Source organism: Mycobacterium sp. WUMAC-067, from assembly GCF_020217485.1.
Lineage (GTDB): Bacteria > Actinomycetota > Actinomycetes > Mycobacteriales > Mycobacteriaceae > Mycobacterium.
This window is the reverse complement of the sequence record NZ_JAEKMI010000078.1, coordinates 1-12,112: the sequence shown is the minus strand read 5'-3', so window position 1 is coordinate 12,112 and position 12,112 is coordinate 1. Positions and strand designations below refer to the sequence as shown.

General features: G+C 67.3%; 10 protein-coding genes and 1 pseudogene. 8 read left to right on the top strand and 3 right to left on the bottom strand.

The annotated features are described in order from the left end of the window. The first annotated feature begins 84 nt into the window (after window positions 1-84). The gene (locus JF781_RS26295; protein ID WP_011331220.1) at window positions 85-3,120 is read left to right on the top strand and encodes a Tn3 family transposase; all 3,036 of its coding nucleotides are present in this window, start codon (window positions 85-87) and stop codon (window positions 3,118-3,120) included. A 126-nt stretch (window positions 3,121-3,246) separates the two neighbouring features. On the opposite strand, the gene JF781_RS26290 is transcribed toward JF781_RS26295, so the two are convergent. Beyond that, complete coding sequence (locus tag JF781_RS26290; RefSeq protein ID WP_011331219.1) at window positions 3,247-3,834, bottom strand: TetR/AcrR family transcriptional regulator; 588 nt, start codon at window positions 3,832-3,834, stop codon at window positions 3,247-3,249. A gap of 101 nt (window positions 3,835-3,935) precedes the next feature. On the opposite strand from JF781_RS26290, the gene JF781_RS26285 reads away from it, so the two are divergent. The 7 genes and pseudogenes from JF781_RS26285 to JF781_RS26255 all read left to right on the top strand — a co-directional run. Next, on the top strand, window positions 3,936-4,802 hold the full coding sequence (locus JF781_RS26285; RefSeq protein WP_011331218.1) for a CoA transferase: 867 nt from the start codon (window positions 3,936-3,938) through the stop codon (window positions 4,800-4,802). Continuing rightward, on the top strand, window positions 4,799-5,974 hold the full coding sequence (locus tag JF781_RS26280; protein WP_011331217.1) for a thiolase family protein: 1,176 nt from the start codon (window positions 4,799-4,801) through the stop codon (window positions 5,972-5,974). The genes JF781_RS26285 and JF781_RS26280 overlap by 4 nt, the downstream gene beginning before the upstream one ends. 7 nt (window positions 5,975-5,981) lie before the next feature. Beyond that, window positions 5,982-7,649, top strand: a complete 1,668-nt coding sequence (locus JF781_RS26275; RefSeq protein ID WP_011331216.1) for a long-chain-fatty-acid--CoA ligase — start codon at window positions 5,982-5,984, stop codon at window positions 7,647-7,649. Beyond that, on the top strand, window positions 7,646-8,434 hold the full coding sequence (locus JF781_RS26270; protein ID WP_011331215.1) for an enoyl-CoA hydratase/isomerase family protein: 789 nt from the start codon (window positions 7,646-7,648) through the stop codon (window positions 8,432-8,434). Before JF781_RS26275 ends, JF781_RS26270 begins: the two co-directional genes overlap by 4 nt. Before the next feature lie 8 nt (window positions 8,435-8,442). Next, on the top strand, window positions 8,443-9,603 hold the full coding sequence (locus JF781_RS26265) for an acyl-CoA dehydrogenase family protein (protein WP_011331214.1): 1,161 nt from the start codon (window positions 8,443-8,445) through the stop codon (window positions 9,601-9,603). Window positions 9,604-9,694: 91 nt separating this feature from the next. After that, complete coding sequence (locus tag JF781_RS26260) at window positions 9,695-10,453, top strand: 3-hydroxyacyl-CoA dehydrogenase (protein ID WP_011331213.1); 759 nt, start codon at window positions 9,695-9,697, stop codon at window positions 10,451-10,453. Continuing rightward, window positions 10,450-10,689: pseudogene (locus JF781_RS26255) on the top strand (MaoC/PaaZ C-terminal domain-containing protein); the annotation flags it as partial. The gene JF781_RS26260 and the pseudogene JF781_RS26255, both read left to right, overlap by 4 nt. Window positions 10,690-11,024: 335 nt before the next feature. Here JF781_RS26255 and JF781_RS26250 read toward each other — a convergent pair. Together JF781_RS26250 and JF781_RS26245 are read right to left on the bottom strand one after the other, a co-directional pair. Beyond that, window positions 11,025-11,603, bottom strand: a complete 579-nt coding sequence (locus JF781_RS26250) for a site-specific integrase (RefSeq protein ID WP_202916944.1) — start codon at window positions 11,601-11,603, stop codon at window positions 11,025-11,027. 78 nt (window positions 11,604-11,681) lie between these two features. Further along, entirely contained in the window at window positions 11,682-11,945 is a 264-nt protein-coding gene (locus tag JF781_RS26245) for a hypothetical protein (RefSeq protein ID WP_225330463.1), read from the bottom strand. Window positions 11,946-12,112 lie beyond the last annotated feature (167 nt).

Below are 12,112 nucleotides of genomic sequence, written 5' to 3'. Positions count from 1 at the left end.
GGGGGTCGGGGAGCAGATTGACGAAATCCGGCGCTAAGGGGCAATCGCCGAGCGACCTTGCGCTGTAGGTGATTTCATGTCGTCGTGACTGATGAGGGCGGCTATGGCCGGTTCGGTGCGTTGTCTCGGCAGGAGCTGGAGCGTTACTGCTACTTGGATGACGAGGACCGGCGGCTGATCGCTGCGCGGCGGCGCGACTACAACCGTCTGGGGTTCGCGGTGCAGGTGGTGACGGTGCGTCACCTGGGAATGTTCCTGGCTGATCCGCTGGATGTCCCGCCCGCGTTGATCGAGTATCTGGCCGAGCAGTTGGAGATCTCCGATCCGTCGATGGTGAAGCGGTACACCGATCGGGAGAAGACCAAGCTCGAACACGCCTGGGAAATCCAGCAGGTGTACGGACTCAAGCCGTTCGGCGAGATGGAGTCGGAGCTCACGTCGTGGATCGTCGACCAGGCGTGGATGACCGGCGACGGACCGAAGGCGATCTTCGGCGACGCAGTGACATGGCTGCGGAAGCGTCAGGCGCTGCTGCCGGGGATCACCACGTTGGAGCGGCTGATCGGCGACGGCCGCAACGCGGCGGACGCCCGGTTGTGGCGCCAGCTCGGCGAGCAGCTGACCTCGGAGTCCGCGTCTGCCTTGTTGCGGCTGCTGGAGGTTCCTGCGGAGGGCGGGCAGAAGGTCAGCGAGCTGGAGCGGCTGCGCAAGGGCGTGTTCAAGGCGTCGTCGAAGGGGATGCTCGCGGCGCTGCGCAGGGTTGTCGACCTGCAAGCGGTCGGGGTGGACAGCATCGACGTGAGGGCGATCCCGCCGCGTCGGTTGACGGGGTTGGCGACCTACGGGTTGGCGAGCAAGGCCGCCGCGCTGCGGCGGCTGCCCACGCGTGAGCAGCGCTTGGCGGTGCTGGCCGCGACGGTCGTTGTGTTGAGCGCGCGGGCGGTCGACGACGTGTTGGAGACCTTCGACATGTTGATGACGACGAAGCTTCTGTCCAAGGCCGAGCGGGAGTCTCGCGAGGAGAAGCTGCGTCGCTATCCGAGGGTGTCACGCAACGCAGGCAAGCTCGCGGCAGCGGTGAAGGTGCTGCTGGAGATGGTCGAGGTCAACCAGGACGTCGGGCTGGGCGTGGTGTTGGACATGATCGAGAAGACCGTCACCCGGGCCGAGTTGCGGCACGCGGTCCAGGCGGTCGACGAGCTGGTGCCCGCCGACGACGCGGAGCTGGATGGGCAGCGGTTGATCGAGTTGGCCGGCAAGTTCGCCACGGTCCGCCCGTTCCTGTCGATGCTGATGGACACGATCGAGTTCGGCGCGACCAGTGACGGCGCCGCCGTCCTGGCGGCAATGAAGACCCTCGCCGAGCTGCTGACATCCAGGTCGTCGGGCAAGATCCCGGCAAACCTGCTGGACGCCCGCAAGGTCGACCACGACTTGATCGTCGGCGCGTGGAAGCGCTTGATCTACACGCCGGGCCGACCGGAGGGCACCGTCGACCGGAACTCCTACACGATCTGCGTGTTGGAACAGTTCCACCGACACCTCAAGCACCGCAGCATCTTCGCGGTGCGTTCGTCGCGGTGGCGCGACCCGCGGGCGCACCTGCTGGCAGGCGAAGCCTGGGAGGCTGCGCGTGACGCCGGCATGAACGCGCTGGGCCTGCCCGCCGCGCCGACGCAGCTGCTGACCGATCACGCGACGGCGTTGGAGACCGCTTATCGGGAGTTGGCCGCACGGCTGGGCGAGGACACCCCAGCCAGCATCGACGCCGACGGCAAACTGCACGTCGCCGCGCTGGACGCCAAGGCCGAGCCCGCGTCGCTGGTCGACCTGCGCCGCCGGGTGGAGGCGATGATCCCGCGTGTGGACCTGCCGGAACTGGTCACGGAGGTGATGAGCTGGCATCCCGGTTTCACCGAGGCGTTCACCCACACCTCGGGCAACGAGGCCCGCGTCGCCGACCTCGGCTTGTCGGTGGCGGCCGTGCTCTGTTCCTATGCGATGAACGTCGGGTTCAAACCGGTGACAACGCCTGGTGTCGACGCCCTGACCAGGGATCGGCTGCTGCACGTCGACCAGTGCTACGTGCGGGCCGAGACCATCGAGGCGGCCAACGCCGTGCTGGTCGACGCCCAGGCCGACATCCCCCTGGCCCAAGCGTGGGGCGGCGGGCTGGTCGCCTCGGTGGACGGGATGCGGTTCGTGGTGCCCGTGCGCACCCATAACGCCCGCCCGAACCCGAAGTACTTCGGCCGGAAACTGGGCATCACCTGGTTGAACATGCTCAACGACCAGTCCGCCGGGCTGGCAGGCAAGGTGCTGCGCGGAACACCTCGCGATTCGCTGCACACCATCGACGTGATCGTGTCCCAGCACGGCGGGCGGATTCCGGAGGTCATCATCACCGACACCGGGTCGTATTCCGACATCGTGTTCGGACTGCTGCATCTGATCGGCCGCCAGTACCGGCCGCAGCTGGCGAACCTGCCCGATCAGCGGTTGTGGCGCATCGACGCCCGAGCCGACTACGGGCCGCTGGACAAGGCGGCGCGCGGGGTGATCGACACCGCCAAGATCGCCGCGCACTGGGAGGACATGTGCCGGATCGCGGTGTCGATCCACTCCGGTGAGGTGTCGGCGCACGAGGTCACCAGGATGATCTCCCGCGACGGGCAGCCGACCGCGTTGGGCCAGGCCATCGCCCATTTCGGGCGGATCTTCAAGACCCTGCACATCCTGCGCCTGGCCGACGACGAACCTTACCGGCGCGAGGGCAAGGCCCAGTCCAATCTCGTCGAGGGTCGTCACGACCTGGCGCGCACGATCTATCACGGCCGCAAGGGCGAGATGACCCGCGCCTACTACGAGGGCATGGAAGACCAGCTCTCGGCGCTGGGATTGGTGCTCAATTGCGTCGTCGTGTGGAACACCGTCTACGAGAACCGCGCCCTCGCCGCGCTGCGAGCCGGCGGATACCCGGTGCTCGACACCGATGTCGAGCGATTGTCGGCGTTCGTGCGCGCCCACATCGGCATCGACGGGCACTACAGCTTCCACCTGCCCGACCCCAGCGGAGTTCACCGACCGCTGCGCGACCCGGACGCCGACGACGACGAGTAGCGCGAGTCGAAGGGTGGCGGATGACCGCTCAGGACCTGACGACGCATGTCGGCGGAAGTCTCTCCTGAGCCGCGAAACAGGCCACGGCCTGCACCTCTACCTCCGACCTGACCCAACAAACTACCGCTAGATTACGGTCACGGAGAGCGTCAGTTTGTCGCTGTGCGGCACGCCCGTCCGGTCGAGGAAGTCACACATGTCATCGATCATCGGCTGCATGAGCAGCTGCCCCAGCTGACGAACCATCAGCCCGATGACCTGTGAGGACTCGGATCGCCGTGTCGAGGTCTTGCCCGAATAGCGGAGTTTGGAGATCTCTCTGCGACTCAGGTCGGTCAGCCGCTCGAGTAACTCGCTCTTTCCCTGCGGATCGAGCACAGCGCGCCGGATGTAGTTCACCACCGTCGGATGCGTCGCGAGCATGTGCCGCACCGCCTCGTCTCGAGCGGCGGCGACCTGCGCTGGGGCGCCCTCGTCCGGCACAGAGGCGATCGCCAGAGCGTAATAGTCGACGACCAGTTGCTCGACGGCGACGCGTAGCCCGTCCTTGGTCTTGAAGTGGTGCTGCACCAATCCCACGGCGACCCCGGCGGCGGCGGCGACGGCGCGCATCGAGACGCGATCCTCGCCGCGCTCGGCGTAGAGGTCGAGCGCGGCGTTGCGAATGCGGGCCTTCGCGGTGAGGTCCTCGTCACTGGCGCGGGGGTCGGTCACAGAAATTGCCTCCTATCAGGGAAAAAAGCATACACCCTTGACATTAGACAGTACATGCGCATTAATGGCTATACATCAGTATAGTCAAAAAGGGGTTGATGATGTCGCAGTCGAGTTCGCTGCAGGGCGTGCAGGTGGTGTCGCTCGCGATCAATCTGCCGGGCCCGCTCGCCGCCGCGCGGCTACGGGCGCTGGGCGCCACCGTCACCAAGATCGAACCGCCGGCCGGCGACCCGCTGCGGGCCGTGGCGCCGACGTGGTACGACGAGCTCACTGTGGGCCAGCGGGTCGTGACCCTCGACCTCAAGGACCCCGCTGATCGGGCGGTGGCGGCGCGCGAGCTGTCGCGTGCCGACCTGATGCTCACCGCCATGCGCCCCTCGGCGCTGGTCAAGCTCGGCCTGGACGAGTTGACCGCGGCGAATCCGCACCTGTCGCATATCGAGATCGTCGGGCACGACGGGATCGCGGCGGAGCAGCCCGGCCATGACCTGACGTACCAGGCCCTGCACGGCACTCTCCAGCCGCCGACGATGCCGACCGTCCCGGTGGCCGACCTGCTCGGCGCCGAGCGCGCCGTGTCCGCGGCCCTGCTCGCCCTGCGCGTGGCCGCGGAGTCCGGCGTGGGACACCGCGAGCGGGTCGTCCTCGAACAGGCGGCCGCCGACGCCGGCGCCGCAGTTCGGCACGGTCTGATGGGAGCGGGCGCGCCGCTCGGCGGGGCGCATCCCGGTTACCGGATCTACTCCAGCTCCGACGGCCACGTCGCGCTGGCCGCGCTCGAGCCGCACTTCTGGGAGCGCGCCCGCGCCGGTCTCGGTGTCGAGGGCACCCAGGAGGAGCTCGAGCAGACGTTTCTTTCCAAGCCGACGCGCGAATGGGAGGAGGTCGCGAAGCGCCTCGACATTCCCCTGATCGGAATCCGCGATTCGGCACCCCGTAATTCAGCACAAGGAGCTTTGTCATGAGTGTTCGCGAGGCCGTTATCGTCGGCGCGGTCCGGACCCCGGTCGGCCGTCGCGGAGGGATCCTCAGCGCATGGCATCCGGTGGACCTGCTCGGGCAGACGCTGCGGGAGCTTGTGGCCCGCGCCGGCGTCGACCCCGCCGCGATCGAGGACGTCATCACCGGCTGCGTCATCCAGCACGATGTCCAGTCGGGCAATCTCGGCCGCCACGCGGTGCTCGCCGCCGGGCTGCCCGAGTCGGTCCCCGCGGTGACGATCGACCGCCAGTGCGGTTCAGGGCAGCAGGCGGTCAGCTTCGCCGCCCAGGCGGTGATGGCGGGTTCCCACGACCTGGTGATCGCCTGCGGCGTCGAGTCGATGTCACGGGTGCCGATGCCTCCGGCGTTCCTGCCCGGCGCGCCGCTCGGCCCGCAGTACAGCCCGCGCGAACTCGACCGCTACGACGGTGGGCTGATGGCGCAGGGCCCGTCGTCGGAGCTGATGAACGAGAGGTTCGACCTGAGCCGAGCGGCGTTGGACGCGTTCAGCGCTCGCAGCCACGAGCGGGCGCACGCCGCGACGCGGGCCGGGAAGTTCCGCGACCAGATGGTGCCGATCACCGCCGACCCCGACGACCCGACCGGTCCGGTCATCGACTCGGACGAGGGCATCCGCGAGCACATCGACCCCGCCAAGATGGCGAGCCTGAAAGCCGTGTTCGGCGCCGACGGGCGGACCACGGCGGCCAACTCCTCGCAGATCAGCGACGGCGCGGCCGCGCTGCTGATCGCCGACCGCGAGTACGCCGAGCGCAACGGCCTCATCCCACGCGCCCGGTTCCGCGCGCTGTCGGTCGCCGCCGCCGACCCGATCATCCAGTTCACCGCGATCCTCGACGCCGCCCACAAGGCGCTCGGCCGAAGCGGGTTGGCCGTCGAGGAGATCGACCTGTTCGAGGTCAACGAGGCCTTCGCCGGTGTGCCGCTGATCTTCCAACGGGAATTCGGCGTCCCGGACGACAAGCTGAACGTCAACGGCGGCTCCGTCGCCCTCGGCCACCCGCTGGGCTCGACCGGAGCCCGGATGCTCACCGACCTGCTCTGCGAACTCGAACGCTCCGGCAAGAGGTTCGGCTTGCAGACCGTCTGCGAGGCCACCGGCACCGCGAACGCCACCATCATCGAACGCATCTGAGGACGTCATGAGCCACGAGATCGTGAGGGGCCTGCCCTCCACCCACGGCGACCACTATCAACTCAACACCACCACCATCATCCGGCACGCCGCGCGCACCTATCCCGAGCAGGAGATCGTGTACCGCACCGCGGACGGCGGCTGGGACCGGTACACCTACGCCGATGCCTACGCGCGAATCCAACGAAGTGCCAATGCACTTCGCTCGATCGGCGTCGGGCCGGGCGATGTGGTCGGGATCCTCGACTGGAACAGCAAGCGGCACTACGAGCTGTACTGGGCGATTCCCGGCCTCGCTGCCGTGATGTTGCAGATGAACCTGCGTTTGGCGCCAGAGGATCTCGCTTACGTCACCGGACACAGTGATGCATCGGTGGTCCTCATCGACGAGTCGCTGCTTCCGGTTGCCGAGGCGCTGGCACCGCATACGCCGAACGTGAAGACGTGGGTGGTGATGACCGATAAGCCGCTGGCCGACATCACCACCACGCTCCCGCACGCGGTGCACTGGGAGGACCTGCTCGCGGACGCCGGCCCGGAGATCGACTGGCCGGTCATCGACGAAACCTCCTCCTACAGCGCGTGTTACACCACCGGCACCACCGGCAGGCCCAAGGGCATCTACTACTCGCATCGCGGCATCTACCTGCACACCCTCGCCGAGGTCGCCGGACTCGGGATGAGCAGCGACGATGCCGTCATGCTCATCACGCCGATGTTCCACGGCCAGGGCTGGGGCCTACCCCAGGCGGCCGCCTACAGTGCCGCAAAAATCGTGCTGCCCGGTCGCTACATCGCCGAGGACACATCCGTCCTCGTGGACGCGATGATCGCGGAGCAAGTCACCGTCGCAAACGGTGCGCCGGCGATCTTCCAGCCCATGATGAACTACATCAAGACGCTTGCGGTCGCACCGGACTTCTCCCGCGCGCGGCTGCTGTCCGGTGCCACCGAGCCGCCGCTGTCGCTGATGCGCGACTTCCACGACATCACTGGAGCCGACGTCATCCACGCCTACGGCGCCACCGAGACCACCCCTCTGGTCGCGGTGAACCGGGGACTGAAGCCCTCGCTGCGCGGTGTGATCTCGGACGAGGAGAAGTGGGATCTCAAGCGTAAGCAGGGTTTGCCGGTCAACGGCATCGACATCCGGATCGTCGACGCGGAAGGCAACGATCTCCCGCACGACGGCACGAGTCAGGGTGAAGTGCTGCTGCGCGGACCGTGGATCATCGAGCGCTATCACAAGCTCGACGACGACGCCGACAAGTTCCTCGACGGGTATTGGCGTAGCGGCGATGTCGGGACCATCGACCCGAATGGTTACTTGAAGATCACCGACCGGATCAAGGACGTGGTCAAGTCGGGTGGCGAATGGATTTCCTCCATCGACATGGAGAACGCACTCGTTGCCCATCCGAAGATCGCCGAGGCGGCCGTCATCGGCGTCCCGCACCCGAAGTGGCAGGAGCGTCCAGTAGCACTCGTCGTGACGACCGACGGGCAGGAACTTCCACTGTCGGAGATCCACGAATTGCTCGCCGATGCATTCGCCAAATGGCAATTGCCCGAGACCGTCCTGTATCTGGACCAGCTGCCCCGCACCAGCGTCGGCAAGCTCGACAAGAAGGCCATGCGCGCCGCGCACACCAACGTCTACGAGGACGTCCGATGAACCCCGACAACGCCCCGCTACGCACGGCCCGCGACAGCCACCTCCTGATCCTGGAGATCAACCGGCCCAAGGCTCGCAACAGTCTGAACGAGGCGGTGCTCACCGCCTTGAACACCGAGCTCGTCGCGGCTCGGCACGACGACGAGATCCGTGCCATCGTGCTCACCGGCGCCGGCGGGATCTTCTGCGCCGGAGCCGACATCACCAATTTCGACGCCATTCGCGACCAGTCGCTGCTCGGCGATCGAGCCGCGCTGGGCGGCACCATCTGGGCCGACCTGGGCCGATTCCCGAAGCCGGTCCTCGCTGCGGTCGAGGGCCTCGCACTCGGCGGCGGCTGCGAGTTGGCGCTTGCCTGCGACATCGTCATCGCCGGCGAATCCGCCAAGTTCGGTGTCCCGGAGGTGAAGCTCGGCGTGATCCCGGGCGGCGGCGGAACCCAGCGCCTGATTCAGGCCGTCGGCAAGTCCAAGGCGATGGCCCTACTGCTCACCGGCGACTTCCTGTCCGCACAGCGGGCGTGCGCGGCCGGCATCGTCGCCGAGACCGTCCCGGACGGCACCGCCCTCGAAGCGGCGGTCGCCATGGCGCAGCGGATCGCCGCCAACTCACCGCTCGCGGTGGCGCTGGCCAAGGATGCCGCCCTCCAGGCCCTGGAAACCTCTCTGGCGCAAGGACTCGAGCACGAGAAGCGCAACTTTCACGTTGCCATCCATTCCGCCGACAGCCGCGAGGGCCAGGCCGCGTTCCTCGCCAAGCGCGCCCCCGAATTCACCGGAAAGTAGGACCGATCATGAGCGAGCTGTTCCCCGATTACCGCTCCCCGTGGGAGACCGACGATCAGGCGCTGCTGCGTAAGCACGCCGCCGAGTTCTTCCGCAAGGAAGCCACCCCGAACCAGGACCGTTGGGCCGCGCAGCACCAGGTCGACCGCGAGTTCTGGACCAAGGCCGGCGCCGCGGGACTGCTGTGCCTCGACATCGCCGAAGAATACGGCGGCGGGGGCGGCAACTTCGGCCACGAGGCGATCGTGCAGCAGGAGATCGCCTACGCCCACGACACCGCGTTCGGCTTCGCCGTGCACTCGACGATCGTCGCGCACTACATCGCCGCCTATGCCACCGAGGACCAGAAGAAGCGCTGGCTATCGAAATGTGCGAGCGGTGAGAGCGTCCTCGCCATTGCGATGACCGAACCCGGCACCGGCTCGGACCTGCAGGCCGTACGGACCACCGCGGTTCGCGACGGCGGCCACTACGTGATCAACGGCTCGAAGACGTTCATCTCGAACGCGTCGCACTGCGACCTGCTCGTCATCGTCGCCAAAACGGACCCGAGCCAAGGTTCCAAGGGTATCTCGCTGCTCGTCGCGGAGACGGAGAATCTTCCGGGGTTCGAGCGTGGGCGGGTGCTGGACAAGATCGGCCAGCACGGCCAGGACACCCGCGAGTTGTCGTTCACCGACATGCGGGTGCCGGCAGCGAATCTGCTCGGCGGCGTCGAGGGGCAGGGCTTCTACCAGCTGATGGGTCAGCTGCAGCGTGAGCGGCTGATCCTCGGTGTCGGCGGTGTCGCGGTGGCCGAGGCCGCGGTGGCGGAGAGCATCAGGTACGCCAAGGAACGTCACGCCTTCGGCAAGCCGATCCTGAACTTCCAGAACACGAAGTTCGTACTCGCCGAGTGCAAGACCGACGTGCTGGCCGGCAAGACCCTGATGGACCACTGCATCCAGCGTCACCTCGACGGCACCCTCGACGCGGCGACCGCGTCGATGGCCAAGCTGTGGGGCAGCGACAAGCAGTGCGAGATCGTCGACCGCTGCCTGCAGGTCTTCGGTGGCTACGGCTACATGATGGAGTACCCGATCGCGCAGATGTACGCCGCTTCCCGCGTGCAGAAGATCTACGGCGGCACCAACGAGATCATGAAGGAACTCATCGGCCGCGCCTTATGAGGTTGACCTTCGCGCAGTGACACCACTGCGTCAGTCACACCTCACTTTGTCAAAAACCCGATGTTCTCAACCTATTTCGTCAGGAGTATTCATGCATATCACCGGAACCAACGCACTCGTCACCGGCGGAGCCTCGGGCCTCGGACTGGCCACCGTCACCGCCCTCGCCAAGTCGGGCGCCCGGGTAATCGCCGTCGACCTGCCCACCGCGAACACGGATGCGCTGGCTGCTCTCGGCGACACCGTGGAATTCGCTCCGGCGGATGTCACCGACGAGGCCGCGGTCACCGAGGCGGTCGAGCGCGCCAACGCGGAGTCCTCACTGCGAATCACCGTGAACTGCGCCGGCATCGGCAACGCCGTCAAGACCGTCGGTAAGAACGGACCGTTCCCGCTGGCCGAATTCGAGAAGATCGTCAAGGTCAACCTGACCGGAACCTTCAACGTCATCCGCCTCGCCGCGCACGCGATGTCGCAGAACGAGCCCGTCGACGGCGAGCGCGGCGTGATCGTCAACACCGCCTCGGTCGCGGCCTTCGACGGGCAGATCGGACAGGCCGCGTACTCGGCATCGAAGGGCGGGATCGTCGGCGCCACCCTGCCGATCGCCCGCGACCTGGCGTCGCTGCTGATCCGGGTGAACACCATCGCGCCCGGCCTGTTCAAGACCCCGCTGCTGGGCACGCTGCCCGAGGCGGCTCAGATTTCGCTGGGACAGCAGGTGCCGCACCCGAACCGGCTCGGCGACCCCGCCGAGTACGCGCAGCTGGTCGAGGCGATCGTGACCAACCCGATGCTCAACGGCGAAACCATCCGCCTCGACGGCGCGATCCGCATGGCGCCGCGGTGAAACCCGTCGGCGTGCAGGTGGGATCGCACCATGAGCACACACGCCTTGTATACGCCGAGGACCTGGGCATCGGCCAGCGTTTCGACTTGGGCTCACACACGGTGACCGAGGCCGAACTCGTCGACTTCGCCACCCACTGGGATCCCCAGTGGTTTCACATCGACCGGGCGGCGGCGCAGGACGGCCAGTTCGGTGGCCTGATCGCCAGTGGAATCCACACGTTGGCGATCCTGCAACACCACGACGCCGTCCATATCCGATACGGCCTGACCGAAGCCGCGCTCCCGCGCGCTCATCTCCCACGGCTGTTCCAACCCCGGCGAGGTCTCGCGCGACCTCACGGCCCTACTCTCGGCCGTGCCCCCGCCGGATCCGACAAACACCACGACCACGCACGCCCGGCAGCGGCTATGAGTTCCCGGACGCGGAAGACCACACCCATCGACGGTGCCGCACTTGATTGGTCTCTTTCGGCCCCCCTCGAGCAGATGCGCTCGGGCCGAACAGTCAAGGTGCTGAACAAGATACGCAGACACGCGCCGGAACTCGTCACCGTCAGCTACTGAGAGATTCAGCGGGAGCGCCGCCGCGCAGCGGGATCGGTCTCGGCCTGCCAGCGCCCCAGCGCCTCGGCGGAGACCTTCGCGTATTTGACCAGGCTGCGCACCGAGGTGTGTCCGCTCAACGCCATCAGCATCGGCGTGGAAGCGCCCTTCTCTGCGGCGTGGGTCAGTCGCGAGTGCCGCAGCTGGTGCAGCGTGAACGGTCCGCGTCGCATCCCTTCGGTGTGCTCCTCGAGGAGCGTCGCGGCGCGGCGGTAGGAAAGTCGGGCGCGGCCGGTCGAGTTGTCGGTGTCGGTCTTGGCGACCGACGGCTTGGCTTTGCGGTCGGTCAGGAACAGCGGCCCGGACTTCCGTCCGGCGATCAGCCGGGGCAGCGGCCGTGCGGTGCCGGTCTGCCAATAGATCACCTCGCGGGCGCCGCCCTTGCGGGTGACCGTGGCGCATCGGTTCACGGTGTCCAGGTCCTCGATGTCGAGATTCAGGATCTCCTCCGCCCGCGCGGCGGACTCATACAGCATCGACCAGAACACCCGCTCGCGCAGGGCCGCGTCCATGCCCAGCAGCTCCGCAACCTCGGCGGCGGTCATCGCCTTGCTGTTGTCCGGCGCACTCGGCCGCGCCCGCAGGCGCGACACCGGATCGCCGGTCAGCCACTGTTGATCGCGTCAGTAGGCGCACGCCGCCGACACCGCGGTCAGCCGGAGGTTGTAGGTCTTGGGGGCCTTGTCGCCCCACACGTAGTCGAACCACCCCGACACCCGATCCGGGTTCAACAACCCGACATCGCCGTCCGCGCCGAAGTCGCGCACCATCCGATCCAACGCCGAGGCGTAGGCGCGGCGGGTGTTCACCGCCGCGATCGTGCCCAGAAAGGTCCGCGTCGCGTCCGCCAGCCGGATCCCGGCGGCCCGCGCCGGTAGCGAGCTCACCGATCCCACCCCGACCGCCCTTCAGCACTACGGCAGATAGTTTCCGGAGTCGCCCATCTCCGGAACGACCATCGCGGCAGGACGACTCACGAGTTACGGCAGATAGTACGCTACTATCTGCCGTAAATCCTTAGCGCCGGATTTCGAGAATCTGCTCCCCGACCCCC

Excerpts from the sequence above, each read along its gene's own strand:
- JF781_RS26270 (WP_011331215.1), top strand. The coding sequence starts at position 7,646 with ATGAACCCCGACAACGCCCCGCTACGCACGGCCCGCGACAGCCACCTC.
- JF781_RS26250 (WP_202916944.1), bottom strand. The coding sequence starts at position 11,603 with ATGACCGCCGCCGAGGTTGCGGAGCTGCTGGGCATGGACGCGGCCCTG.
- JF781_RS26265 (WP_011331214.1), top strand. The coding sequence starts at position 8,443 with ATGAGCGAGCTGTTCCCCGATTACCGCTCCCCGTGGGAGACCGACGAT.
- JF781_RS26285 (WP_011331218.1), top strand. The coding sequence starts at position 3,936 with ATGTCGCAGTCGAGTTCGCTGCAGGGCGTGCAGGTGGTGTCGCTCGCG.
- JF781_RS26260 (WP_011331213.1), top strand. The coding sequence starts at position 9,695 with ATGCATATCACCGGAACCAACGCACTCGTCACCGGCGGAGCCTCGGGC.
- JF781_RS26280 (WP_011331217.1), top strand. The coding sequence starts at position 4,799 with ATGAGTGTTCGCGAGGCCGTTATCGTCGGCGCGGTCCGGACCCCGGTC.
- JF781_RS26275 (WP_011331216.1), top strand. The coding sequence starts at position 5,982 with ATGAGCCACGAGATCGTGAGGGGCCTGCCCTCCACCCACGGCGACCAC.